This window comes from Paraburkholderia phymatum, from assembly GCF_038900715.1.
Taxonomy (GTDB): domain Bacteria; phylum Pseudomonadota; class Gammaproteobacteria; order Burkholderiales; family Burkholderiaceae; genus Paraburkholderia; species Paraburkholderia phymatum_A.
Window position 1 is genome coordinate 141,696 of sequence record NZ_JAYMRZ010000020.1, and the last position, 24,111, is coordinate 165,806.

22 protein-coding genes and 1 pseudogene are annotated in these 24,111 nt (G+C 63.3%); 14 read left to right on the forward strand and 9 right to left on the reverse strand.

The features are described 5' to 3' along the window. Window positions 1-2: 2 nt before the first annotated feature. Both VSR68_RS30695 and VSR68_RS30700 read right to left on the reverse strand, forming a co-directional pair. On the reverse strand, window positions 3-902 hold the full coding sequence (locus VSR68_RS30695) for a hypothetical protein (protein WP_342943433.1): 900 nt from the start codon (window positions 900-902) through the stop codon (window positions 3-5). A gap of 103 nt (window positions 903-1,005) precedes the next feature. Further along, on the reverse strand, window positions 1,006-1,386 hold the full coding sequence (locus VSR68_RS30700; RefSeq protein ID WP_342943434.1) for a DUF2946 domain-containing protein: 381 nt from the start codon (window positions 1,384-1,386) through the stop codon (window positions 1,006-1,008). Window positions 1,387-2,008: 622 nt separating this feature from the next. On the opposite strand from VSR68_RS30700, the gene VSR68_RS30705 reads away from it, so the two are divergent. The 8 genes from VSR68_RS30705 to VSR68_RS30740 all read left to right on the forward strand — a co-directional run bounded on the left by VSR68_RS30705 (window position 2,009) and on the right by VSR68_RS30740 (window position 9,364). After that, window positions 2,009-2,398: a DUF2946 domain-containing protein gene (locus tag VSR68_RS30705; RefSeq protein WP_342943435.1), complete on the forward strand. Its 390-nt coding sequence runs from the start codon at window positions 2,009-2,011 to the stop codon at window positions 2,396-2,398. Between the two features lie 28 nt (window positions 2,399-2,426). After that, window positions 2,427-2,786, forward strand: a complete 360-nt coding sequence (locus VSR68_RS30710; protein WP_342943436.1) for a DUF2946 domain-containing protein — start codon at window positions 2,427-2,429, stop codon at window positions 2,784-2,786. 96 nt (window positions 2,787-2,882) lie between these two features. Continuing rightward, window positions 2,883-5,270: a TonB-dependent receptor gene (locus VSR68_RS30715; protein ID WP_428983624.1), complete on the forward strand. Its 2,388-nt coding sequence runs from the start codon at window positions 2,883-2,885 to the stop codon at window positions 5,268-5,270. Between the two features lie 13 nt (window positions 5,271-5,283). Further along, entirely contained in the window at window positions 5,284-6,774 is a 1,491-nt protein-coding gene (locus tag VSR68_RS30720) for a PepSY domain-containing protein (RefSeq protein ID WP_342943437.1), read from the forward strand. 34 nt (window positions 6,775-6,808) lie between these two features. After that, window positions 6,809-7,252, forward strand: a complete 444-nt coding sequence (locus VSR68_RS30725) for a copper chaperone PCu(A)C (protein ID WP_342943438.1) — start codon at window positions 6,809-6,811, stop codon at window positions 7,250-7,252. Window positions 7,253-7,399: 147 nt separating this feature from the next. Beyond that, window positions 7,400-8,158, forward strand: coding sequence for an energy transducer TonB (locus tag VSR68_RS30730; RefSeq protein ID WP_428983625.1), 759 nt, complete (start codon window positions 7,400-7,402; stop codon window positions 8,156-8,158). A 36-nt stretch (window positions 8,159-8,194) separates the two neighbouring features. Further along, a complete protein-coding gene (locus VSR68_RS30735) occupies window positions 8,195-8,926 on the forward strand; it encodes a MotA/TolQ/ExbB proton channel family protein (RefSeq protein ID WP_342943439.1) in 732 nt (243 codons plus the stop codon). 15 nt (window positions 8,927-8,941) lie between these two features. After that, window positions 8,942-9,364 carry a biopolymer transporter ExbD gene (locus VSR68_RS30740; protein ID WP_342943440.1) on the forward strand — a complete coding sequence of 141 codons (423 nt, stop codon included), beginning with the start codon at window positions 8,942-8,944 and terminating at the stop codon, window positions 9,362-9,364. 357 nt (window positions 9,365-9,721) lie between these two features. On the opposite strand, the gene VSR68_RS30745 is transcribed toward VSR68_RS30740, so the two are convergent. From VSR68_RS30745 to VSR68_RS30760, 4 genes are all read right to left on the reverse strand, one after another. After that, a complete protein-coding gene (locus tag VSR68_RS30745; RefSeq protein WP_342943441.1) occupies window positions 9,722-10,162 on the reverse strand; it encodes an energy transducer TonB in 441 nt (146 codons plus the stop codon). A 298-nt stretch (window positions 10,163-10,460) separates the two neighbouring features. Beyond that, entirely contained in the window at window positions 10,461-10,859 is a 399-nt protein-coding gene (locus VSR68_RS30750; RefSeq protein WP_342943442.1) for a biopolymer transporter ExbD, read from the reverse strand. Beyond that, window positions 10,856-11,503: a MotA/TolQ/ExbB proton channel family protein gene (locus VSR68_RS30755; RefSeq protein ID WP_342943443.1), complete on the reverse strand. Its 648-nt coding sequence runs from the start codon at window positions 11,501-11,503 to the stop codon at window positions 10,856-10,858. Before VSR68_RS30755 ends, VSR68_RS30750 begins: the two co-directional genes overlap by 4 nt. A gap of 23 nt (window positions 11,504-11,526) precedes the next feature. Further along, window positions 11,527-13,872 (reverse strand): TonB-dependent receptor, encoded by a 2,346-nt coding sequence (locus tag VSR68_RS30760; RefSeq protein WP_342943444.1) that lies wholly within the window; start codon window positions 13,870-13,872, stop codon window positions 11,527-11,529. Window positions 13,873-14,539: 667 nt separating this feature from the next. Here VSR68_RS30760 and VSR68_RS30765 point away from each other — a divergent pair. The 4 genes from VSR68_RS30765 to VSR68_RS30780 all read left to right on the forward strand — a co-directional run bounded on the left by VSR68_RS30765 (window position 14,540) and on the right by VSR68_RS30780 (window position 20,676). Further along, entirely contained in the window at window positions 14,540-16,438 is a 1,899-nt protein-coding gene (locus VSR68_RS30765) for a protease modulator HflK (protein ID WP_342943445.1), read from the forward strand. Between the two features lie 67 nt (window positions 16,439-16,505). Further along, window positions 16,506-17,570 carry a protease modulator HflC gene (locus VSR68_RS30770; protein WP_342943446.1) on the forward strand — a complete coding sequence of 355 codons (1,065 nt, stop codon included), beginning with the start codon at window positions 16,506-16,508 and terminating at the stop codon, window positions 17,568-17,570. Next, window positions 17,567-18,670, forward strand: a complete 1,104-nt coding sequence (locus VSR68_RS30775) for an SPFH domain-containing protein (RefSeq protein ID WP_342943447.1) — start codon at window positions 17,567-17,569, stop codon at window positions 18,668-18,670. The genes VSR68_RS30770 and VSR68_RS30775 overlap by 4 nt, the downstream gene beginning before the upstream one ends. Next, window positions 18,667-20,676: a cation-translocating P-type ATPase gene (locus tag VSR68_RS30780; protein WP_342943448.1), complete on the forward strand. Its 2,010-nt coding sequence runs from the start codon at window positions 18,667-18,669 to the stop codon at window positions 20,674-20,676. The genes VSR68_RS30775 and VSR68_RS30780 overlap by 4 nt, the downstream gene beginning before the upstream one ends. Before the next feature lie 174 nt (window positions 20,677-20,850). Here VSR68_RS30780 and VSR68_RS30785 read toward each other — a convergent pair whose 3' ends face one another. After that, window positions 20,851-21,231 (reverse strand): hypothetical protein, encoded by a 381-nt coding sequence (locus tag VSR68_RS30785; RefSeq protein ID WP_342943449.1) that lies wholly within the window; start codon window positions 21,229-21,231, stop codon window positions 20,851-20,853. A gap of 222 nt (window positions 21,232-21,453) precedes the next feature. Continuing rightward, window positions 21,454-21,741, reverse strand: a complete 288-nt coding sequence (locus tag VSR68_RS30790; RefSeq protein ID WP_342943450.1) for a hypothetical protein — start codon at window positions 21,739-21,741, stop codon at window positions 21,454-21,456. A 188-nt stretch (window positions 21,742-21,929) separates the two neighbouring features. Between VSR68_RS30790 and VSR68_RS30795 the strand changes: the two genes are divergently transcribed. Continuing rightward, the gene (locus tag VSR68_RS30795) at window positions 21,930-22,400 is read left to right on the forward strand and encodes a response regulator (protein ID WP_342943451.1); all 471 of its coding nucleotides are present in this window, start codon (window positions 21,930-21,932) and stop codon (window positions 22,398-22,400) included. Window positions 22,401-23,041: 641 nt separating this feature from the next. After that, window positions 23,042-23,500 carry a hypothetical protein gene (locus VSR68_RS30800; protein ID WP_342943452.1) on the forward strand — a complete coding sequence of 153 codons (459 nt, stop codon included), beginning with the start codon at window positions 23,042-23,044 and terminating at the stop codon, window positions 23,498-23,500. A 282-nt stretch (window positions 23,501-23,782) separates the two neighbouring features. Here the strand turns inward: VSR68_RS30800 and VSR68_RS30805 are convergent. Continuing rightward, window positions 23,783-24,111: pseudogene (locus tag VSR68_RS30805) on the reverse strand (hypothetical protein); the annotation flags it as partial.

A 24,111-nucleotide genomic window follows, 5' to 3' on the forward strand; every position in this document is an offset into this window, starting at 1 on the left:
CACTACCAGTTGAACAGCGGCTTGCCGATGGTCGTCGGCGCAATGTCGTCGAAGAAGACATGCGCCTGCACGAGAACACCGACGTGTGAACCGCTGGCGCGATTGACCGGGATCTGCGCCTCGATGCCGAACTGGCCGTAGCGGTTGATCCAGATGAAGCCGGGATTAACGGTTCCCGTCGTCTGCCCCTGGCTTCGCGAAAGGGGAATTTCGACGATCGGAATCAGGTTCGAAAACGGTTGCGGCAGGCCAAGCGAATGCACGTGCTGCTCCAGGTACGGCAGGCTGTACTGGACCGTAAAGCCATAGTTGAATGCATTCGGCTGTCCGGCGCCTGTCGTGAGCGCCGGTGCTGCCTGGGCCGTGATGGCGACAGGGCGCAGCCAGGCGAGCGAATCCGGCAGGTCGCCCATACCCTTGCCGAGATAAACCGTCGGCGAAATGGTCGAGAAGCTGTTCGCGATTGCGTGGCTGCCCGTCCCACCGAGTTCCGCCGTCACACCGATCGAAGTCATGAATTCGTGGGCCTCGTTGATGTACAGCAGGTACTTCAGGCCGATGTCGAAGTTATCGAAGCCGTGCGCCGTCGGGTTGTTCTGCATCACATACGCGCCGCCTACCGACAGCGCGAGACGCGATGTGATGAGCTTGTCGTATTCGAAATGGAACGTGTTGACGCTCTGGTCGCCGTTGTCGGCCGGTACGCGGATGTGCCCGTACAGAAGGTTGGCCTCGTCGCCGACGCCGGGATCATCGACGGCCAGGGTGGCGGGAAAGACGCGGTCACCGGCAATCGCGTGGGCCTGAGCGTGCTGCGGCAGCATCGCCGCGGTGGTGAGTATGGTCGCAATGAGTGAGAGTGCGGCGCGCCGGGACGGGCGTCGCGTTGAACGGGTGTGCATGGTTCATCCGGTTTCTGGATTGTTGTCGATCCCTTGCGTGTCGCGAGTGCGCGCGCAGGGGTATGCAATGCGCGGCGCGCATTGCGGCGGTGGCGAACGTGAATCAGAAACGGAGGATGGGAGGAGCGCGCGGCTGCCCGGGCTTGAGTGGCTCGACAAGCCGGATGCTCTCATAGCGCGTCGCGCTCCGATGGAGCACAGCCTGGATGACCTGCATGAAAACCAGCTGCGGGGCCATGACAGCCGGCATGTGCGCAAGGAGGCTGCAATAGCCGCAGGCGTCGCCGTCGGGTATGGGTGCATGGGCATGCGATTGCGCGTCCGGTGCGTTGTGCTGCATCGACGGCATCGAGCAGTGCATGCCGCTTTCGCCGCCGCCGTGCGTGGCGGCGAGCGAATGCGAGATGGCGGGCGCGAGCGTGGCCATCAGGATTGCAAGCAATCCCAGGAAGCTGCCGGTCATCCGGAAAAGGCGGCTTCGCATTGGCCTGGTGTTGTTTCGGAAATCGAACGTCTGCGATTATGCCACGGGCGCACCGTGTCCCGGGACCGTACGGCGGCGACTCCTGTCGGCCGCTGTTGAGTCAATTCGTCACATCGGGTGAGCCTGTAATCACGGCCGACGCCAGCACGTTGGGCAAAACCCAGGCCATTCGGCGGGCCCAGTGCCGGGCGCAATCAGCGCAACGAAGCGAAGCCGTGCGCTGACGCACCGGCCACTCCTTCAGCCGCTGCTTTCCGTTCATGTCGTCGTTCTTTGTTCATTGTGCGATCCGTCATTTTCCGGCGAACGCGATCCCCTTGGTGGTGCACATCGCCGGCTGCTCACATTGGGGAACTCCACCCATGGCTGTCGGGGGCATGTCCACATTCTTCGACTCGCCGGTCAACCTAGAATGGGACGTAAGCCCCAAAAGCGCAGGTAGCGAGCGTTAGCCGGACCGACCGGGCCGCACGTCCTGGAATGGAACGCGTTCGTCCGCGGTTAACCGCCTGAGCGCTTCGGTGACGCATGAACGCTGAAAACTTCTCTTTCCGCATTGCGATGGTTCGGTGTTTTGCGCGACCTGGACTATCGAATATCGTGCATGCCCGTTGGGACGATCATGACTATCCGCGCCCGCAAACATTTTGTCGCATGGCCTGCCATCGTTGCCATGTGGCTGATCGTGATCACGCCGCTCGCGGTTCAACTGCTTAAACCGGCGGAGTCGTTGGAACCGGTCGCGGTCAACTGCTCTGCCGCCAGGAGCGAAAGCGCGAGGCAGTACACGCTCGCCGACAGCTTCGGCGTATGCGATCACTGCGACCTCGTGACACAGCAGGCGATCGCAGTCACATCCATGACGGCCCTGGAGATAGCGGCCATCGTGCTTGCGACGATACTGGCGCTGGTCCCGCTCACCCCCAGTGATGATTCATCTGCCCGCGCCTCGCCGTGCATGAAGCCGGAAGCGAACACGGAGTGTTCAACTCCCTTACAAAACCGGTGTTAAACTTCGCCCACTCACGGATTCATCACCCATGACCTTTCACGCCCGTCGACGACTCAGCACATGGCTTGGCATCCTTGCCATGTGCCTCGTCACGTTCGTGCCGGTCGTGAGCCAGCTGGTGACGTCAGCCCGCACGACTGAACCCGTCGCGGTGCTCTGTTCTGCTACGCAGGCGGACAGCGGCAGCCATCACGCGGGCGATCTGCTCTCCGCATGCGGCTATTGCGATCTGCTCGCGACTCATGCCGCGCCGCCGCCCGTTCCGCCGACCGTCGCGCCCGTTCTTCTGTTGCCGGTCGTGACCGCGATCGCTGCGCTGTCTACGCGCTTTACGCCACTCGGCGCCTTCCCATCGGGCCGCCCACGGGCCCCACCCGTTTTTTCCTGATCGTCGTTCGCTGCACGCCGCACTGGCACGCGCCCATTGAAGGCGCGCGGCGCCATTCGCTGCGGCTGTTCACCAATACGCACAGGAATAAATCTCATGCTGTACTTCGCCTTGCGAAGTCTTCGCCGTGGCACGCGTGCGCGGATGCGCCACGCCGCGTTTGGCCTCTTGCCGCTTACGCTCGCCGTGCCTCCCGCCGTCGCACAGACGTCGAGTGTGGCCGCCGCTCCTACTGGCGCCTCATCCGACGCAACACCTGACACACAGCGTGCAGAGAACGAGTTGCCGGCGGTCTCCATTACAGCAAGCAGCGCCGGGAGCTATCGCCCGGTCGTCGATCCGAACCTGCCCGCGACGACTGAAACGGTCACGCGCGAGCAGCTCGACAACCGTAACGTAGTCAACACAGAAGACGCGCTCAAATATCTGCCGAACCTCGCGGTGCGCAAACGCTTCATCGGCGACCTGAACTCGATCATCGCCGTGCGCGGCACTAGCAATGTGCAAAGCGCGCGCGGCCTCGTCTACGCGGATGGGCTGCTGCTGTCGAATCTGCTCGGCAACAGCTATTCGTTCCCGCCGCGCTGGTCAATGGTGTTTCCGGATGAGATCCAGCAGGTCGATGTGATCTATGGCCCTTACTCCGCGCTCTACCCGGGCAATTCGCTGGGCGCGACGGTGCTGATCACCACGCACATGCCGACGAAATTTGAAGCGACTGCGGACGTCAAGGCGTTCACGCAGCACTTCGATCTGTACGGGGTCAACCAGAACTTCAGCGGCACTGAAGCGAGCGCGACCATCGGCGATCGCATTGGCAAGTTCTCGTGGTTCATCGGCGCCAACCATCTGGAGAACACCAGCCAGCCGCTGCAGTTCGCGACGCTCGCGCAATCGACGACGCCCGCCAGGCCGGGCGACACCCCCGTCACCGGCGCGTACTTCTACAACAACCAGACCAATGCGCCGACTGCCGTGCTCGGCGTGAACGGCGAAGGGATCGAGCGCACCATTCAGGACCAGCTGAAAATGAAGATGCAGTACGACTTCACGCCGACGGTGCAGGCCGGCTTCACCCTCGGTTACTGGCATCAGACGTACAACAGCGAAACGTCGACGTTCCTGCGCGACGCGAACGGCAATCCGGTGTACAGCGGCAGGGTCGCGATCAACGGCCTCGAGTACAACATTCCGGCCGCCGCGATGGCGCCGAGCCTCGGCAACAGCGAAAACTGGCTCTACGGCGCGTGGCTCAAGACGCACAACGCGACCGGCTGGAACGCGGAAGCCATCGCCTCCTACTACGACGTGTCGAACAGCGTGGCGCGCACGGCCAACGCGGGCGGACCTGGCAACGGGCCAGGTGTCGTCACATTCGGCGACGGCACCGGCTGGAAGACGCTCGACCTGAAAACCACATACACGCCGGCTTCGCCTCAGCCGGGCCTGACGAACCACGCGCTGACCTTCGGCTATCACTACGACAACTACTTCCTCGACAACGAGACCTACAACACCGCGGCGTGGCGCGATGGCGCGTCCGGCAGCTTCGCCAATGCGTTCAGGGGCCGCACGCAGACCCAGGCCGCCTATGCACAGGACGCATGGCGCTTCCTGCCGCGCTGGAAGTTCGTCTACGGGCTGCGCTACGAAGACTGGCGCGCGTACGACGGGTTCCAGGCGCTCGGCGCGACGACCTTGCCGTATCCGGGCGCGGACCAGCATCACTTTTCGCCGAAGGCGTCGCTGTCGTTCGATGTCACCGACGACCTGACATTGCGTGCGTCGATTGCACGTGCCTATCGCTTTCCGACGGTCGGCGAGCTGTTCCAGGGGAAGATCAACGGTTCGACGATCATCAACAACAATCCGAATCTGCAGCCCGAGGACGACCTCTCGAAAGAGCTGTCTGCCGAATGGGCTCACTGGAACGGCGTGTTCCGCCTGACGCTGTTCCAGGACGACGTGAAGAACACGATCTTCAGCCAGACCGATACGACCGTCATTCCGAACGTGACGAGCTTCCAGAACATCGGCAAGGTGCGCTCGCGCGGCGTCGAGACGGCCTATGAAGGGCAGGACGTGTTTGTGCGTGGCCTCGACCTGATTGCGAACGCGGCCTATACGCAATCGAAGATTCTCGAGAACGCCCAGAATCCCGCGACGGTGGGCAAGTACTTCTACCGGATTCCGTTGTGGCGCGCGAACGTCGCCGCGACCTACCACTTCGACGCGCGCGCCGCGCTGACGCTCGCCGCGCGGTATTCCGGGCGCCAGTACAACACGCTCACGAATACCGATTCGAATCCCGACGTGTTCGGCGGCACCAGCACTTACGTGGTTGCCGATGCGAAATTCACGTTCCGGCCGACGAAGCAGAGCGAAATCGGCATAGGCGTGGACAACATCTTCGATGCACGTTATTTCGTCTATCACCCGTATCCAGGCCGGACCTTTTATGTCGAAGGCCGGCTGCATCTGTAACGGAGGAGGTCGCATGTCTACTGCCGCAATCGACCGGCGCCCACCACCGGCCGCTGTCACTACCGTAGGCCGAGCCTATCGCACGCTGTGGCGCTGGCATTTCTATGCCGGCCTCTTTGTCATGCCGTTTCTCGTCGTGCTCGCATTGACGGGCACGCTGTACTGCTTCCAGCCACAGCTCGAGCCACTGCTGTATCCGCACCGGCTCGTTGTCGAACCGCAAAACGCGCCGCGCCTCGACGAAGACGCGTTGCTCGCGAATGCGCGTCGCGCGCTGCCGCCGGGTTCGGTCGCGACGACCGCGCGAGTCTCGTCACGACAGGACCGCAGCGCGGAATTCATCTTCTGGCTGCGGGATGGGGAGAGCCAGAGCGTCTACGTGAATCCCTACGACGGCACGGTGCTCGGCACACTCAGCGTCGAGGGGCGCCTGATGCAGGTTGACCGGATGATTCACCGCAAGCTGTTGCTCGGGAAACCAGGCGAGCTGCTGATGGAGCTGGTCGCTTGCTGGACGCTCGTCATGATCGGCACGGGCATCGCGCTATGGTGGCCACGCGCGGGCACGACGCTGCGCGGCGCGCTCGTGCCGCGCTTGTCGCCGCGCGGCCGGCCGCTGTGGAAAAGCGTACACGCGGCGCTCGGCATCTGGCTTGCCGTGGGCGCGCTCGCGTTCGTCCTTACCGGTTTGCCGTGGACCAGTTCGTGGGGCAAGCAGTTCAAATCGCTGTCGGCCAGTGCCGGGCTCGGTGCGCCGCCGGGCGCATGGGGCGGGTTACCGTTGCACTCGATGCTGCCGGGCGGGCAAGCGCCGGCCAATCGGTCTCAACCCGCTGATGGGCAAACACGGCATGGATCGCACGAGGCTCACGAGTCGGGCATGGATGCGATGCCGGGCATGACGATGGATGATCTGCCGCTGCCGCAGGTCCCGTGGGCCGCCGGCGCCGTGCCGGTGCCGCAGTCGCACGATGCCGGGCCTTCGGCATTGCCACTTGGCCGCGTCGTCGCGCAGATGCGGGCCCTGGGCCTCACCGACGGATATGACGTCGCGTTGCCGGCTTCTGCGAGCGGCGTCTACACCGTGTCGTATTTCCCGCCGGACCCGAAGCTCGAACGCACGCTCTACATCGACCAGTACAGCGGCGCAATCCTGAAAGATATCCGCTACGGCGACTACGGCGCTGTTGGAAGGGCAGTGTCGTATGGCACGTCGCTGCACATGGGCCGTTACTTCGGCCTCGCGAACCAGCTGGTCTGCACGGCGCTTTCGCTCGGACTCGCTGCGCTTGCCGTCACCGGCTGCGTAATGTGGTGGAAACGCCGGCCGGCCGGCGCGCTCGGCGCACCTGCCCGCGAACATATCGGTGCACCGATGCGCGGCTGGAAGCTCGGCCTCGTGCTGCTTGGTCTGGTCTTTCCGCTGATGGGCGTCACGCTCGTCGCGGTCTGGTGCGCCGACCGGATGATCTTCGGCCGCCCGTCACAGCCGGTCGCGTCCTGACGCCGTCGCGCATTCTCGTATCAGGAGAGACAAAATGAAGACTCCTCTCGTCATGCTGCTAGCCGTGCTATGCGGTTGGGCTGGAACCGCTGCGGCGGCGCCCGCATCGGTGAGGGTGTCCGGCTGCTGGATCCGGCTGTTGCCCGGCAATCTTCCGTCGGGCGCCTATTTCAACGTGGTGAACATGGGTGCGCAACCGGTCGATCTGACCGGCGTTCGAACCGACGCTTACGGGACGGCGATGCTTCACCAGACCCGGCGCAGCGGCAGCACGTCGAGCATGGTGATGGTCGACAAGGTGACCGTGCCGGCGCACGGCACGCTGGCATTCACGCCCGGTGGATATCACGTGATGCTCGAAAAGCCGAAAACGCCGCTCAAGGTCGGAGTGTCGATTCCGTTCACATTTGTGTTCAGCGACGGCGAGCAGGTCAATGCCGAATGCGAGACGAAAAGTGCGACCGCGATGGGGCACTGAACGTGGCTCCGAACGTCGCGGCATCCGGATGGTCGAGGTGCGTCCAGCAACAGGGATTGGGCAGCACGTGACAGGTCGCGCTGAACACGAGGCACCTGTTCGAAACGGTGTTGTCCTGTCCGCTGCATGTCGCATGGTTTGTATGCAATGAATATGGGGATCGTAGTGAGTGCAACTCCGTACCCGCGCAACATTGATAGTGCTTCGCGTGTGAAACGACGGTTTGCGGTCGTCGCTGCGCTCGTCGTGACAATCCACGTTGTCGCGCTCGCGGTCGCGTTCACGATGCGCGAAGACGTGCCCGCGCGGCCGATCGAATCGCGCACGATCACGGCCGAGCTGATCAGCCCGGCGCCCGTCGCCGCGCCGGCGGCGATCCAGTCGATCCCGACGCCGCCTCCGCCGAAGCCCATGCCCGTGCGGAAGGTCAAGCCGAAGGTGCAGCCGCACCCGACGCCGAAGTCCACACCCGAGCCGCTGCCCGTTGCGCAGGCGCCGTCGCAGCGCGAGATCGCCGGGCCCGCCGAGCCTGCGCCACCGGCTCCACCCGCGCCAGCCGCGCCCGCTCCCGCGACGCCAACTGCACCCGCAGCGCCTGCCGTCGGCAAGCCGACGATGGCGCTGTCCGCGCCGAAGAGCGTGTCGCACCTCGATTGCAGCATCGTCCAGCCCGAGTATCCAGCACTCTCACGCCGACATGGCGAGTCCGGGACAGCGATGGTCCGCTTTGTTGTCGGGCTGACGGGCAGGATCGAGAACGTCGAATTGAAAACAAGCAGTGGCTACGATCGCCTCGACCAGGCCGCGCTCGATGCAATGCATTCCAGTTCGTGCAAGCCGTACCTCGAAAACGGCGAACCGATCCGCGCCGCGTATACCCAGCCATTCAACTTCAGTCTGAACTGATCGGCCTGGACAGACTTCAAGGGAAAAGGAGTTGCCATGCAGAACTATGGTATTGCCCACGTCTGGGCACAAGGGGATTTCGTTACGCGCGGCATCGCGGTGGCACTGCTCATCATGTCGGTGCTGTCGTGGAGCGTGATCGTCATCAAGAGCTGGCATGTGATGCGTCTCAAGCGCCTGACGAAAAACGCCGAGCAGGCATTCTGGCACGCGGACGATTTCAACGACGGTGTGAAGAAGCTCGGCAGCGATACGTCGTCGCCGGCTGAAAACCCGTTCCTCGCGCTCGCGCTGTCGGGCCAGGAAGCCGCCGACCATCATCATCAGACGCAGCCGCATCTGCACGACCGCATGGATGTGTCGGACTGGGTCACGCGCTGCCTGAAGGACACAATGGACGACAGCATCGCGCGCATGCAGAGCGGCCTCGCGATTCTCGCATCGATCGGCAGCACCGCGCCCTTCGTCGGTCTGTTCGGCACGGTGTGGGGCATCTATCACGCGCTCCTGACCATCGGCGCGACGGGCCAGTCGTCGATCGATCAGGTCGCCGGTCCTGTCGGCGAGGCGCTCATCATGACGGCCTTCGGCCTCTTCGTCGCGATTCCCGCCGTGCTCGGCTACAACGCGCTCACGCGCGCCAACAAGGCGATCGTCAGCAGGCTGAGCCGCTTCGCTCATGGCCTCCATGCCTTCTTCGTGACGGGTGCGCGCCTGTCGTCGACGAAGCGCGCAGACGGTCTGCGGCTCGCGTCCCGCGCCAACTAACGAGGAGGCATGGCGATGGCAATGAGCCCTTTTGCCGGCGACGACGACGACGGCCTCATGAACGAAATCAACATGACGCCGCTCGTCGACGTCATGCTGGTTCTCCTGATTGTCTTCATGGTGACGATCCCGGTGATCCGCCACGCGGTGAAGATCGACCTGCCGCACGCGAGCAGCCAGAAGGAAGACACGAAGCCCGCCCAGGTGACGGTGTCGATCGACGCCGACGGCAACGTGCTGTGGGACGACCAGAAAATCTCCGACGATGCGCTGCAGGCGAAAATCGCCGTGGCTGCGCAGCAGAATCCGCAACCGGAACTGCATCTGAGCGCGGACCGCAAGGTTGCGTACGAGAAGGTGGCGGACGTGATGTCGGCGGCCCAGGCGGGTGGTCTCACGAAGATCGGCTTCGTCACCATCCCTCATAGACCGTATTAGTTTGTCCCGGTTGCGACAATAAAGTTATCGACTCGTGGCCCGAACACCGGTGGATACCGGCTCCGCCCTGCGGGACGAGGGCTCCAGAGATGCCAAATAGGATTGCCACCGGTAGAGCTCTGACTGCCAGTCAGGGGCAGGAAAGTCCAGGTGCCGCCATGGACCTGTCCTCTAGGTAGGCTCGTGACATGTCATTGAGGCGGCTGATTGGATCTGATAGCTATCGTTCGCCGACCCGTCAGTTGAAAGAAGTCGCCTTGCTGCCGCTGGGACTGTTTCTCCGAATTTCCGATTCCGCGTTGAGGGGGGTCCGTCAGGTCGCATGCGCCACGGCTCCAGTCGATTCACATCGGGATGTCAGCTGACGTTGAAATGCACACGTATTTCCTGCGTGCTTTCGACGGGCCGGCCATCGCGCAACGCGGGAAAGAAGCGCCATCGATGCAACGCCTCGAGCAGCAACTGGTTCAGGCGCGGCCACGGTGTCGCCTTGACGAGTTCGACATCAACCGAGCCGTCGACGTGAATCGTGAAGCGCGCCGTCGCCACCGTCTGATACGCCTGCTCGCGCAGATCGTCGGGCAATGCCGGTAGTGGTTGCGAGATCGAGCGTGCAGCGGCGTTCGACGCCGATGCAGCAGACGGCGCTCCATCATGCGCGGCGGACGTTTGCTGTGATCTGGCTGCGGCCGCTTCTTCTAACCGCTGCTCTTCCGTCTGATCTTGTGCGGGAGCTGCACCGGGCGCGGGGTGAGCCGGCGCCCTGGTCGCATCTGGTCTGGTCCCGGTCGTCGGCATGGCGCGATGTATCGGTGTGCGCAGTTGCGCATGTGCGCGTGGGACCGCTTTTTCAGCCGCTGCGGAAGCAGGCGGCGCAGCCGGCGCTTCGGGCAGATTTGAGGCAGGCGCTGCGGGCGAATCGAGCATGACCACGCGCATGTCGAGAGGTGCGGCCGGTCGGGACGGACGGCTTGACCTGAGCAGGCCAGATGACAGGGCGAACAGAACCAGCACCCAGATACACAAGGCAACGACAAAGGCGACGCCCGTGCGCACGCTCGCCTCATTGCGCACGCAAAGCAGCTCATGGCAGCTTCTATTCACGGCGCACGGCAATCAGGAAGTGTTCCGCACCGGCACGCCGCGCCGCGAGCATCGCCTGCACGACTGCGCCGTGACCCGCGTGGTCATCCGCTGCGATGACGACGTTGCCGTCGGGGCGCAGCAGTCGCCTGACTTCCGGTTCGATCTGATCTGCGCGCACGGCATGACGGTTGACCGATACCTCGTTGTTGCCACTTACTGAGACCGTCAACGGCTCGCTGGTGTTAATCGGCTGCGCATGTCCGGACGGAAGATTGACCCGGACGGCGTCGAGCCGCTGCATCGCGAGCGATGCCAGCATGAAAGTCGCGAGCAGGAAGAACATCACGTCGATCATCGGAATGATCTCGATGCGACCGCGCCGGGAAGCGCGCGAGCGTCTGAGTTTCATCTCCGATCTCCTCGCGCATCATCTTCAAGGCGAATCTCATTGAGTCGCGCGTTGGCAAACAGTTCGAGTTCGTCCATCAGGCGCTCGAGCCGACGCGAGAAATAGTTGAAGGCGAACAGTGCGAAGACAGCGACGATCAGCCCGATTGCCGTCGCGACCAGCGACTGCGCGACACCACCTGTGACCCCACCCGGATCGACGAGTCCGTTGCCACCGAACAGCCGGAACGATTTCATCATGCCGACGATCGTGCCGAGCAGTCCGAGCAGCGGCGCAGCCGTGACAATCGTCTCCAGTAACCAGAGGCCTCTACCCATGTCCCGCTCGATCTGCGCCGCGATGGATTGCGCCGAGGCCTCGCGCAACCAGATTGGCGAGTCTGATTCAGGCAACCACGGTGCAGCCATGCGCCGAAAGGCGTTCTGTGCGGCAAGATTGCCGATACTGATAGCGAATCCGTCAGATAACCCATCGACAGGGAATGGTACGGGCTGCAGAATGCGGACCGGCGCGCTCGCGAAGCGCGCGAACACGTAGGCCCGATCGATGATGATAGTCAGGGCGAGAATGCCCAGCACACTCAGCGGATACATGACCCAGCCACCCGTGCGGATGGCTGCCAGAAAGCCGGTCCATTCCTGCATGATCTTTCTCCCGAGGCCGCCGATCAGAAATACCTGGCCACGCCCGCATACACGGCGAAATGCGGACCATACTGCGGCGCACCCACGCCGATGCCCGAGCCGTCACGCAGCTGGTAGACCCGGTTGAATGCGTTGACGACAAGCAGGCGCGCGTCGACCTTGCCGAGCAGGGGCTCGTTGAAGTGCTGGATCACGCCGAGGTTGACCTGCGCATAGACAGGCAGGCGATCCGTATTGGCAAAACCGCTGCGCAGGCCGGACCCCACGATTCCGTCGAACGTGAACGTGGTTTTGTGGAAGTCGTACGCGGCGCCGAACGAGGCCGTCACGCGCTGATCGTGATCGAGATACACCCAGTGGCTCGCGATGTACGCCAGTTCGTCCGGATCGAAATTGAACTGTGCTGAATTGATCTGCTTGCCCTGCGCCCGGGAATAAGCAAGGTTCAGCCAGGCGGAGACGTTGTCCTGTTTGTAGTTGGCGGTGAATTCCACCCCATACGTTTTGCCGTACTGGTAGTTGAACGGCGTAAAGATGAGCGCGGAGCCAAACTGTCCTTCGTCAAGCAGATCAGTCGATTTCTTGTAGTAGGCGTCCAGTCCGAGCGTCACGGCGGGGCCCAGCTTCTGTGTGATGCCGAGATCGAAGTAATGGCTGCGTTCCGGCTGCACCGGGTCGTTCTGGCTCGACGGGCTCTGGTTCGTCGTGCCGTTGAACTTCGATATTGTGGAGGCGGACACCAGTTCGAACGGGGGCGGCGTGAAGTATCGCGCGTACCCGGCATGCACGGTCGTCGTCGGCGTGAGCGTGTAGACCAGGCCGACGCGCGGGCTTAGCTGGCTCGCAGTCGTGTACTCATCCATCCGGTCATAGCGCAGGCCATAGTTCAGCGTCAGCCTGTCAGTGACTTTCCACTCGTCCTGGGCGTACAGGCTGTAGAGATAGCCCGTCTTGCTGCTGTTGTCCGGGATGTTGAAGGGCACGTCGGAGAGCTGGTTGCCGCTTTCGTCAACAGCAAAGACGTTCACGCTGTTATCAAACACGGCGTGTTCCTGCTGAAAAAAAAGACCCGCCCGTATCGTATGCCTGTCGTTCAGACGCCAGGTCGTATCGACCTGCACGCCGTTGGCCGAGTTGCTGTGGAAGTCTTCGGAGGCGACGCCATTGAACAGCAGGTCACCAACCGGGTCCGGGTTGAACTTCGTACGGGTATAGCGCGTGAAGAGCGCGACCTGATAATCGAGTGCGCCTCCGTTCGTGCCCTGAAGCGCAATGGCCGCAAAACTGTTCAGCTCGGACTGCGTTTCGTTGAGCTGCGACGAGTCGAACGTGCTGTTGCCATTGAGCGTGAAGTTCGTCGGCAGACCTGGTGTGTTCGGAATCTCGAACTGGTTGCTTGTCGAGCCAAAAAGCAGGCTCACGCGTGTCAACGGATTGATCAGATACGACAGGTAGCCGAACGCGTCGCCCTGACGCGTGTGATCGTGAATGGCATTGGCACTTGCGGTCGGGTTCTCGATGCCAAGATTGTTCATGCCCAGCGAACCGCTCAGATAGTAGCTGAACGGCCCTTGGCTGCCGAACACGTCGGCACTCGTTTTGACGGTCTGGTGGCTGCCGCCGAACACATCGATCGCCCCGCCATTGCCCGCGTCGCCCGACTTCGTGCGGATATCGACGATACCGGCTGTCCGGTAGCCATACTGCGCAGGCAGCGCACCTGTCAGCAGGTTCAGCTGGTCGATGATCCGCGTGTCGAGCGACTGGCCAAACCCGCTGATCGGCTCCGGGATGATGATGCCGTTGATCCGGTATTGCAGGTTCGCGTGTTCGCCACGCACGTGCAACTGTCCGAACGAGTCATTGGTGACGCCGGGCGCCTGCAGCAGCACCTGATTGAGCGGCGTGTTCTCGCCGGCGGGCATGGTGTTGATATCCGCCTGCGTAAAACGGTAGACGCTGCTGCCCGTCTCGGGCAGCAAACCGTTGCGTGCGTCGTTCAGACGTTTTGCGTTGACCTGCACGTCCAGCGTGTCGCTCTTTTGCAGCTGCACGCTGACCATCGCCGACGTATCGGACTGGGCGCTCGCAATACTGCTGCCACTCGCAAAACCGGGTGCGGTGACCACGACCGCATATGTGCCGGGCGCCACACCGCCGATCGCAAAATGCCCCGTCGTGTCCGTGCTGGATGTGCTGATGGTGGCGCCACTGGCGTCCTGGATATCCACTTTCGCGTTGGCGACGGGCTTGCCCACGGGATCGGACACCGTGCCCGTCAGTGTAGTGCCACCTGATGCGCCCCACGCGCGCGAGGCGACTGCGAAAAACACAAGCGCCGCCTGTGCGATCAGTGTGCGGTTTTTCATTCTTCTTGCTCGCCCTATGGAAGCTGGATTCATGATGACAAGCGATCGGCGAACGATCTCCCGGCCTCGCCCCCTCGCCAGGTGACAGGCATGCGAGGGAAAAATGTGACGACCTGCGCTGCGTCGCGCTATCGGCCGCACACAGTGAGTGATCGACCTCAGCAACGGGCCCATCATTCAATCAGGACTGCTTTATGACAGGAAAGAGTAAGCACAAGGACGGTCATTAAGCGGTCGATCGGGAAGAGGTATGCGCTCGCGTATCGGGTGAATCTGTTGCGCGAAGCATTGACGTCCCTCGAGCAACTGACGTTATGATATAACATCACACAGCAAACGAGCAAAACATGAGTTCGGATTGCTTTCGCGCAACCGTAGGCAAGGCCGGACGACTTGTCATTCGAACGGCTGATCCACGCTGAATCCTCCTGGGTACCCTTCGCAAGCATCTTTCATTCGCACGACTACCTGGCAAGAGCGAACCGTCAACGAAGGATCGGGGAAGGCACCGCGCGTCCGGCCTGCGCACGGCACGCAGGCGGGGCGGCGACCATCTGCGGGTATCCCTTGAGTTTCACAATCTGACGCGCTAGATTGCGGCTCGCGGATTATTCCCAGGCTGGCGACGACAGGACCACACCCTGTAACGCATGTGTAAGGACTCTCGATGTCTTATCGAATGGAGCGTGAACGGGACCGTGATCGGGCTGCGGGACCCGGCGGCGTCGCGCCGCTCGGATGGGTGGCCGCAGGGCTTGCGTTGGTCCTGGGCGCACTGGGTTTTGCACGAAGTCTGCCCGTGGATCTGCGATGGTGCGGGCCGTTGGCCAGCGCATGCCTGAATGTGTTCATCGTCGCGATTGGCGTGCGGCTGGCCGAATACACGCCGCCTATTCCGAAGGAGCCCCTGAGCTGGCGCGTCGTCGCAAAGGCCATCAGGCTGGCTGTCCGGCCGAAGCAGGATACGGCCGGGTGGAATGTCCTTGTTCATGCGATCCACTGGCAACGCTGCTTCGTGCCCGCCTGCGCTTGCCTGTCCTTTGTGATTGCTGCGAGCGCCTTCAGGCCGCTTTTGCCCGCCGCGCTGAATGGTGCGCAGGGTCCGGGGGCCATCATCGCCGGCGCTGTCGCGCCGCTGATTCTGGGTTTTGTCACGCTCGTCGCCGAACGGTTCTACACCCGCGGTGCTGAGCGCTCCCGTGTGTCGGCGTCGCTCGCTCAGATGCTGCGCGTGGTGCTGCTGATCGAGCTTGCGGCGGCCGCTGGCGCTGCATGGCTGGCGGCAACGCAGATCGCGCTCGATTGGCCGGTTCATGCCGCGGCGCTCCTCAGCTGTGCAATCGCCATCGAGCTCGCGATCCGCGCGGCGCTGTCGGATTTCTTGTCACCTCGCTCGCGTGCAAACGCAGCGCGCGTCCCGGCTAGCCTGCTCGCAGGCATGCTGCGTCGGCAGCCATCCCCGTTCGCCGTGCTCTGCCTTGAATTGCGCACCCGTTATGGGATCGATCTGCGCCAGAACTGGGTATTGCAAACGTTTCTGCGCCAACTGCCCGCGACGGTTGTCGTGATGGGCCTCTGCGCGTGGCTGTTGACAGCCGTCGTCGTACTCGATCCCGACCAGCGCGCCGTCTACGAACGATTCGGTGCGCCCGCCGCGGTCTGGCAGCCCGGCCCGCATGTCGGCATGCCCTGGCCGTTCGGCAAGGCGCGCATCGTCGACAATGGCGCCGTGCACCAACTGGTCGTTTCGGGAAGCGCGGAGGACAGCAGCGTCGGCGCGCCATCCGTGTCTGCCGATGACGCCACGCCCGCGCAGCTGAATCGTCTCTGGGATGTCCAGCATCCATGGGAGACAACCCAGGTGATTGCGGGTGCGAGCGGTGGCCAGCAGAACTTCCAGATCGTTAACGCGGATGTCCGGCTTGACTACCGGGTGGGCCTGACCGATGTCGCCGCACGTGCTGCGCTCTATCGCGCCGTCGATCCTGCAGGCACTGTGCGCTCCGTTGCGAACCGGGAGGTCGTGCACTACCTCGCATCACATACGCTGCAGTCACTGCTCGAAACGCGCCAGACTGCCATGGCCGACAGCGTCCGATACGCGGTGCAGACGCAACTCGATCGGCTCAATAGCGGCATTGAAGTGGTGGCTGTCGTGATCGAAAGCGTGCATCCGCCTGCGGGAGCGGCCGCAGCCTGGCACGGCGTGCAGGCCGCGCAAATCCGTGCGCAAGCGAGTGTCGCGCAGGCGCGCGGCTTCGCGGCCAGCATGCTCGGCGATGCGCAGCAACGGGCAATCGGGAGCGTCGCCCAGGCGAGCGCACGCGCGAGCGACACGGTGTCCTCTGCGCGCGTTCAGCAGATCGATTTCGACGCCGATATGGTCGCGTACCGGCTCGGCGGTCCGGCCTTCCCATTCGAGTACTACCTGAGCAGGCTGCAAAAGGGTCTGCAAAACGCGCGCATCACGGTTATCGACGACCGGCTCATCGAGGGCACGCACGCAACCCTGGACCTGCGCTCGTACAGGGCCGGCGACCTCGCCGGTCTGTTGCGCGGCAACTGACGAACGATGAGATGGATGAACTTCATCGCTCATTGAACATTGAACAAGGCGATTTCAGGGTGACACTATGAGTCTGCTTCATTCCCACACCCATGCTCATGGGCACCATGATGATCATGGACATGACCAGCGTGCGCACGGCGGCCCAGCGCCTGAGGGCCGCGGTTTCCGCCTGCGCGTGCTGCTTGCGTTGCTGTGCGTGTTCGTCGCGATCACCGCGGCGAGCTTCATCCAGGTGCGCGCCGGCGAGGCGGCAGTGGTCACGCGTTTTGGAGAGCCCGTGCGTGTGCTGCTCGAGCCAGGCCTCGCGTGGCGCATGCCTGCGCCGATTGAAGCGGCGGTGCCTGTGGACCTGCGCCTGCACACGACGTCGAGCGGCCTGCAGGACGTCGGCACATGCGACGGTCTGCGGATCATCGTTCAGGCGTACGTTGCATGGCGCGTGGCGGACGAGCCGAACGACATCAACCGCTTCGTGCGCGCCGTGCGCAACCAGCCGGACGAAGCGGCGCGGCAGATCCGTTCGCTTCTCGGGTCCGCCTTGCAGACGACCTCCGCCGGCTTCGATCTCGCATCGCTTGTGAACACCGATCCGAAGCAGGTGCGAATCCCGGCATTCGAAGACGCATTGCGTAAACAGATCGATGCACAACTGTATTCTGCGTACGGCGTGCACGTCGTCCAGGCTGGTCTCGAGAAATTGACGCTGCCGGCCGTCACGCTGGCGGCAAGTGTCGAGCGGATGAGCGCCGAACGAGAGACAGTGGCCGCGCAGCGCACGGCGGACGGCAACCGCGAAGCGGCGCAGATTCGCTCGGACGCGGATCGCGACGCGCGCATCACCATTGCGGACGCGAACGTCAAGGCGGCCGGGATCGAAGCGCAGTCGCGCAAGGATGCGGCCGCGATCTACGGCAAGAGCTATGCGGGCAATCCGCAGCTGTACACGATGCTGCGCTCGCTCGATACGCTGGACTCGGTCGTCAACGCCAATACGAACCTGATCCTGCGCGCGGACGCCGCGCCGTTCCGGGTGCTCGTGCAGGGCCCGGGCGGCATCGGGCTGGGGCAAGCAGCGCAGGCCGCGCCAGCAGGAACATCTGCGTCGAACAAGAGTCGGCCTGCGCGATGAGAACCGGCTCCGGCACACGACAGCTTGGGCCCGGTGGCGAGGCCGTGCGTCTTTCGTTCTGGTTTATCGCCGTCGTGGCGGTGCTGGCCGCATGCGCCTGGGCAGGCTCGAACATCCGGCGCATACCCGCGGATAACCGCGCGGTCGTCACGCGCTTCGGCGCGTTTGTTCGCACGCAGGACGCCGGACTGCTGATTGCATTGCCGCGCCCGTTCGAATCCGTGGTGCTCGTGCCGGGCAGCGCCCGCGTGCTCGAGCGGCACATTCAATCGCTGGAACGTGATCCACGCGCACGAGCAGGCGATCAGAACATGACGGACGCGGAGCCACCCGGACAGGCGGAGATCCCGGGTCCAGACGATCAACCTGGCCGTTCGTTGCAATCCGACGCGCTGGCGGGTTCCGGCTATGTGCTGACGGGCGACAACGGCGCTGTTCAGCTCAGCGCTACGCTGTATTACCGCGTGTCGGATCCGTACGCCTATGTGTTGCAGAAGGACCGGCTCGATGCGGCGCTTGAGCGGATCGTGTCCGCGTCGGCAGTTGAGGTGGCGGCAAACCGGGATCTCGATGCGATCCTGGTGGCGCGACCCGAGCAGCAGTCGGCAGACCAGCAGATGGCCGCAAAACGCGAGCAGCTACGAGACGATCTCGCACAGGTCATCGAACAGCATCTGCGCCAGCTGGAGTCCGCGCACGGGGGACTCGGCATTGAAGTCGCACGTGTCGACGTGCAGGGTACGTTCCCGGCATCCGCGTTGAACGCGTTCAACTCGGTGCTGACATCCCTGCAGGTGGCTGAGCGGAATATCGCCGATGCACGCACTGACGCCGAGCGACGCCGCCAGGACGCGCAGCAGGATGCCGACCGGATCGTCCAGAACGCGCAAGCGAGCGCCGCCGAACGCGTTGCAATGGCGCAGACCAGAACCACGACGATCCAGCAACTCGAGGCGCCGTTGCGCGAGAACAGCGATCCCGGCCTGCTCGCGCGCGTGTATCGGGACCGCGTCCAGCAAATCCTGTCGAAGGTCGCGCACGTGACAACGATCGATCCTCACAACACATCCAGTCTGATTCTGCCGGGGAACCCAAGGTGAGTGCATCCGTCGAGAACGCGGCGCATAGGACCGTCGCGGGAGAAACGCTCGAGGCAGGCGAGCCGCCTGAAGGGCCAGTCATTGCACTGCTGTCCGCATCCGAACAGCGTGCCGTCTCACGTCAGATCGCGCTGGCGCTGCTGGCGGGCGGCCTGCTCGTGTTGTCGTTCGGGTGGCGGTACTTCGCGACGGGAGGAGAGACGCTTGCACAGGTACTGGCGGGGCTCGCGTCGCTCGCTGTTGCAGGGCCGGTATTCGCGGGGGCATGGCAAAGCCTCAGGACGCCCAGCCTGCACGGCGTGACCGATCGGTTGATCGCGCTCGCGATGTTGGCCGCCTGGGCGCGCGGCGACATGGAGACCGCGGCGCTCCTGCCGATTGTGATGACCTTTGGGCACGCGCTCGAAGAGCGCAGCGTACTCGGCTCACAGGAGGCGATCCGCGCGCTCGGCAGGCTCACGTCGGGCAAAGTGCGGCGCGTCACTGCGGCGGGCGCGATCGAGGAGGTGCCGTACGAAGCGGTGCGTGCGGGCGATCTCGTCGAAGTCGTGGCTGGCGCGCGGATTCCCGCTGACGGGATCGTCCGGCTCGGCCGCTCCAGCGTCGACAATGGGCCTATCACCGGCGAGTCCATGCCCATCGACGTGGAGGACGGCTCCGCCGTATTCGGTGGTGCGATGAATCTCGACGGCCCGCTTCGCATTGAAGTCACGCACGCCGGCAAGCAGTCGACGCTCGGCAAGATCATCGAACTCATGCAGCGCGCAGAGCAGGCGAAACCGCCGATCACGCAAGCGCTTGAACGCTATATGGGTGCGTATCTGGCGCTCGTGCTGCTGATTGCGTCGATCGTGTGGTTTGCGTCGGCGAACGCTTCGGCGATGCTGGCCGTCATAGTCGCCGCGTGTCCGTGCGCATTGGTGCTCGCCGCACCTTCAACCGCTATCGCCGGGATCGCGGTCGGCGCACGGCATGGCATCCTGTTCAGGAGCGCTGCGTTTCTCGACAAGATTGCTGAGATCGACTCGCTCGTGATCGACAAGACGGGCACGCTGACTTACGGCGAACTGCGCGTCCAAAACGTGTTCCTTGAGCGCGGCGCCGACATGGCGCAGGTTCTCGAGCTCGCGGCGCGACTCGGCGAGGGCAGTGCGCATCCCGTGAGCCGTGCCCTCGTGCGACATGCGATGGACGCCGGACGCGCGGGATGCGCGAGCACACCGTTCGCGCATACGCAGGAACTGCGCGGACTGGGTGTCGTGGCTGATACGCCGGAAGGCGTTGCGGTGCTCGGACGGCACGGGTTGCTCGCACAACACGTGCGAGCATTGCCGATGCCACCCGACGGGATTGACGGCCCCTGTGTCGGTCTGGCACTCGAAGGCAGATTGCTCGCGTGGTTCGGCTTTGCCGACGGGTTGCGTGCGGAGGCGCGCGGCGCGCTGTCGGAATTGCGTGATCTGGGTCTGGTGCGGCAAACGCTTCTGACGGGTGATCGCGAACGGGTAGCGCGCAAGCTCGCAGCGCAAGCCGGAATCGATACCGTGGTCGCGCAGGCTTTGCCCCATGACAAGCTTGACTACGTGATGGGCGAAATCGAAGCGGGCCACCATCCATTGATGATCGGAGATGGCTTGAACGATGTGCTCGCGATCAAGGCGGGTTCAACCAGCATTGCGATGGGCGAGCGTGGCATCGACATTGCGTTGGCATCGGCAGATGTCGTGCTGCTCGGCGATGACCTGCGGCGCATCGGCACGTGTATCCGGCTCGGACGACAGTGCCGCCGTACCGCAACCGTCAACGCGGCGATCGGTCTCGCGTGGACCGTCGGCGTGATCGGGTTCGCCGCAACGGGGGTGGTGGGCGCCGTCTCGGTTGCGCTCCTGCACAACCTCGGTACGTTCATCGTCATTGCCAACGCTGGCCGGCTACTGCGTATCGATGAGTTCGATGACGAAGCCACTCTGACGAAAAAGACCGAACTGCCGCATCAAGACCCGTAGGGAGTCACTTCTTGCGGTGCACGCGGTACGCGAATTCGCGGATGCGTGTGGCGCGCGCAGGTACTACAACCCAAATGGTCCACTTTCTTGATTCCCGTGTCGATGCGCGCGCGAAGTGCGGCAAGATTCCCGCTGAACTGGCCCGACGTCAGGAATCCCTTTCGGCCATTTTCCTCAGCACTGACACTTCTCGCGAATATCCTTGTCGTCGCGGCGCCAGTCATAGAGTTGTGTGGTCCGCGTCGACTCGTGATATCGCCCGTGCATTCTCGAGCGCGCCGCCGTTTCAGGTAGGCGGTGATGCCGGTCGCGCGGAACGTGTGGTTGCTGATCCTCGTGCCGATGCCGGTCGGCAGCGCGCGCCGGCGCACCATCGTACGCATTCGCCTGCGGCGTCGCGCTCAGTTGCCCCGTGCCGGGCGCAACCGTGCGGAACAGCGGCCCGTTCGGCTCGTGGGCGAGGCCAGTCTCCTTGAGATACGCATGCAGGTACGCCTCGAGCGTGTAATGACGCGGCATCTCATGGCGTTTGTCGCCCTTTTCGCGGAGGCGCACTCACAGGCGCCGCTGCTGCACATAGACGTCGTCGACACGCATCGCGAGCGCCGCGCCCACCCGCGCGAACGAAAACACCATCAGCGCGCGGTCGCTCAGGCCCGCGGCGCGCTTACATCGCCATGGCCAGCTCCGTCTGCCGGATCATGTTCCCGTCGCCGCCCTGGTCAGTCGCACGGCTGTTGCAGCAGCGCGAGCTGCTGTTGATTCGCCACGACGTCATCAGTGCAGCGTGCGGCTGGAACCGGCCGCCGCGCCTGTGGCGATCTGCTCCAGCACGCGGTAGCGGCATTCGTCCTTGATCTGGCGGGCGACCGCCTCGACGAAGGGGTGTCCATGAAACGGCGCGATCGCGGCGTCGATGCGTGCGTCCATTTCGCCGAGCGCCGCCTCGATGCTGGCCGGGTCATCCGGGTCGAAGCTGAGCGTGAGTGTGACCTGTTCGAGCGCCGCCAGCACGGCGGCCACCTCCGCATCGGCCGGCTCGTCTGGCCGTCGTCTGTTGTCCACGGCTCACCTCTGCGATGACCAGTTATATGGATAAAGGACCTTATCAGGCAAGGCAACAGGTGTACAGAGAAACGCATCCAACGACGGGCTTCCCAGGCTGCACCGAGGAAAAATGATCAGGACGGACGCCGCTATCAGGTCCGCCATTTGCTAATGCTTTGTTGGACCGATCAACTGGCGAAAATCGCTTGAACCAGCCAACATCAAAGCGTGTCGTTCTGCTCGCCGAGGATGACGATGTGACCGCCCGCGCATGGACAGAGGCACTCCGCCTGAACGGCTTTGAGGTCGTATGGGCTCGTGCCGGCGAGTCCGCACTTGCGCTCGCGATGAGCACACGTCCGGATCTTTTTGTCACGGACTGGCTTTTGCCGGAGATAGACGGTATGACGTTGCGCCGTCTGTTCCGGGACACTCCTGCGCTCAATCAGGTACCAATCATTCTTGCTCTTGCTTCGCCGCTGGCGCTACCGGAGGAGCCTGCATCTCTGTCGGAGACTGTTTACCTCAGGAAGCCCGTCGACATCTCACTCCTGTGCGCGGTCGCCTCTGACCTTTTGAATAAGGCGAGTGTGGCTGGCAAACCGCAGGAGAGCGAGGATTCAGGGATGCGTACCGATGGGCTTGAACCCGTCACGCGCAATTCCCTGCGCACGTGAACGATCCGTGCGTAGTCTGCTGCAGCGGCGCGCCTGTTCCCCGGTTGGTGTGACAGATCTCCGTTGCCAAACCGCAATTTCCTGGACCGCAAGCAGGATCGATATCGATGACGGCTTGACCTTTGATCGCGCTGACCTATAAGGCTTGTCGCTTCCTCACCCATCTGCGGGCGGAATTTGCGAGTTTGCGCCGATAGAATTGGTAAAGGCGCGTTGCCGTTATTTTCGTATAGCCAGATGCCCTGCGTCCGGCGGGGATTTTCCGCGGCCACGGGCCGATCGTCGTGCAAGCGGCCTTTGCAAATTTTAAAGCGGCCGCTGAGCCGCGTGAGATGAATGACGGCAACGGCATCACTGCCGTTCGCGGAACCCTGCTCGCGCGTGATCGACATAACACCTGATCTGATCTCGGGCCACATGGGAGCGTTGCCTCGACCCGCTAGAACAGTGAAACTCACGAAACTTCGCACTGCTATTCAGTGATAAATCGTTAGGTGGAGGTGTATCGCCTCGTCAATGCGTTAAGCATTGACCTGGACAACTGACTTTTTTCGCCTGGATGTCGACCCAGTGTTGTTCGACGTTCCGCCATTCGTGGAACGTCCAACGACGCTCCCGGATGGCCTTTTTCTGGAGGCCATATGTTCTCGGTAACAACCGTTGCAACTGCTGAATTGTTCGTTCTTCCGGAGGCCCGGAAAGCGATCGACGAATGGCGTGGTCCGGTCAGCAGGCCGCTCATGATGGGATTTGTCCGCACGGCTGACGCTGTGATGCCCGTCATTGCTTCACTTGGAGTTGGCATAGACGGCGAGCATCTGCTCTGTCTGGCATTTGGATCGACAGACGTTCACTACGTCGGCGAGCTTCGGGTTTGCGCATATGCGAAGGAAGCTTCCGAACCGGAATACAGCGGCTGGCTGTCGCTGTTGCCGATGTTCAGGGACGAACCGCCTTCCGACGAAGCTGCGATGGCTGCTGGCGAGTTGAGGTTAAGAGGCCAGCGTACCCGGAACGCTGACGGTTCGATGCGAATCGTGTTGTCGGTCAGCCCCGCGCGTGAAGATGAGGACCGGTTGCGTGGCTGGGTTCCGGTGTAACGCGGGAAGGCTGCATAGCCGTCGCGAGGGGAAGACTTCGGTCTTCCCCTTTTTCTGTCAGGAATACCATGAATGGAGCACGGCGGCGGTTCGAGCCCGGCCCGTGTTCGGGTCACGAGCGGACATGTGCCATTGCGAGCATGATGTCATTCGTTCGACTGGTTCGCCCCAGACAGCGGACCATCGCGCGTCTCGATGAGAACGAAGCTGAACGGAAGCGCGGCCCGGGAATTCCGGGCCGCCCTCCCGTCAAGCCAGGACCGTCATGCGGCCCTGCCGGCTTTAGTGCGTCGGCGTGAACGATACGCCGCGCAGCACCTCCGCAAACCCTGCGTTACGCACCGTGACGAACTGTTCCTGGGCGCCGGGAGCGGTCGTGTTCTTCAGCAAATCGCGGATCGCCACCAGCTTGTTCGGGTCCGCACCCTGGTCGCCGCTGCCGCTGACGGTCGACGTGATCGCCCACAACATCACGGTGCCGTCGCTCTCGACCTGGCCCGTCAGGTTACGCAGGCCGTCGGTTGCCGGTGCCCACGGCAGACCGGTTGCCATGTTCGTCCCAGTCGGATAGCCGTTCACCGTGTACGGCTGGCCGAGGTTCAGGCCGTTCT

Excerpts from the sequence above, each read along its gene's own strand:
- VSR68_RS30705 (WP_342943435.1), top strand. The coding sequence starts at position 2,009 with ATGACTATCCGCGCCCGCAAACATTTTGTCGCATGGCCTGCCATCGTT.
- VSR68_RS30760 (WP_342943444.1), bottom strand. The coding sequence starts at position 13,872 with ATGAAAAACCGCACACTGATCGCACAGGCGGCGCTTGTGTTTTTCGCA.
- VSR68_RS30725 (WP_342943438.1), top strand. The coding sequence starts at position 6,809 with ATGAAGACTCCTCTCGTCATGCTGCTAGCCGTGCTATGCGGTTGGGCT.
- VSR68_RS30720 (WP_342943437.1), top strand. The coding sequence starts at position 5,284 with ATGTCTACTGCCGCAATCGACCGGCGCCCACCACCGGCCGCTGTCACT.
- VSR68_RS30745 (WP_342943441.1), bottom strand. The coding sequence starts at position 10,162 with ATGCCGACGACCGGGACCAGACCAGATGCGACCAGGGCGCCGGCTCAC.
- VSR68_RS30775 (WP_342943447.1), top strand. The coding sequence starts at position 17,567 with ATGAGAACCGGCTCCGGCACACGACAGCTTGGGCCCGGTGGCGAGGCC.
- VSR68_RS30730 (WP_428983625.1), top strand. The coding sequence starts at position 7,400 with ATGAATATGGGGATCGTAGTGAGTGCAACTCCGTACCCGCGCAACATT.
- VSR68_RS30715 (WP_428983624.1), top strand. The coding sequence starts at position 2,883 with ATGCTGTACTTCGCCTTGCGAAGTCTTCGCCGTGGCACGCGTGCGCGG.
- VSR68_RS30710 (WP_342943436.1), top strand. The coding sequence starts at position 2,427 with ATGACCTTTCACGCCCGTCGACGACTCAGCACATGGCTTGGCATCCTT.
- VSR68_RS30770 (WP_342943446.1), top strand. The coding sequence starts at position 16,506 with ATGAGTCTGCTTCATTCCCACACCCATGCTCATGGGCACCATGATGAT.
- VSR68_RS30765 (WP_342943445.1), top strand. The coding sequence starts at position 14,540 with ATGTCTTATCGAATGGAGCGTGAACGGGACCGTGATCGGGCTGCGGGA.
- VSR68_RS30750 (WP_342943442.1), bottom strand. The coding sequence starts at position 10,859 with ATGAAACTCAGACGCTCGCGCGCTTCCCGGCGCGGTCGCATCGAGATC.
- VSR68_RS30695 (WP_342943433.1), bottom strand. The coding sequence starts at position 902 with ATGCACACCCGTTCAACGCGACGCCCGTCCCGGCGCGCCGCACTCTCA.
- VSR68_RS30735 (WP_342943439.1), top strand. The coding sequence starts at position 8,195 with ATGCAGAACTATGGTATTGCCCACGTCTGGGCACAAGGGGATTTCGTT.
- VSR68_RS30700 (WP_342943434.1), bottom strand. The coding sequence starts at position 1,386 with ATGCGAAGCCGCCTTTTCCGGATGACCGGCAGCTTCCTGGGATTGCTT.
- VSR68_RS30755 (WP_342943443.1), bottom strand. The coding sequence starts at position 11,503 with ATGCAGGAATGGACCGGCTTTCTGGCAGCCATCCGCACGGGTGGCTGG.
- VSR68_RS30800 (WP_342943452.1), top strand. The coding sequence starts at position 23,042 with ATGTTCTCGGTAACAACCGTTGCAACTGCTGAATTGTTCGTTCTTCCG.
- VSR68_RS30740 (WP_342943440.1), top strand. The coding sequence starts at position 8,942 with ATGGCAATGAGCCCTTTTGCCGGCGACGACGACGACGGCCTCATGAAC.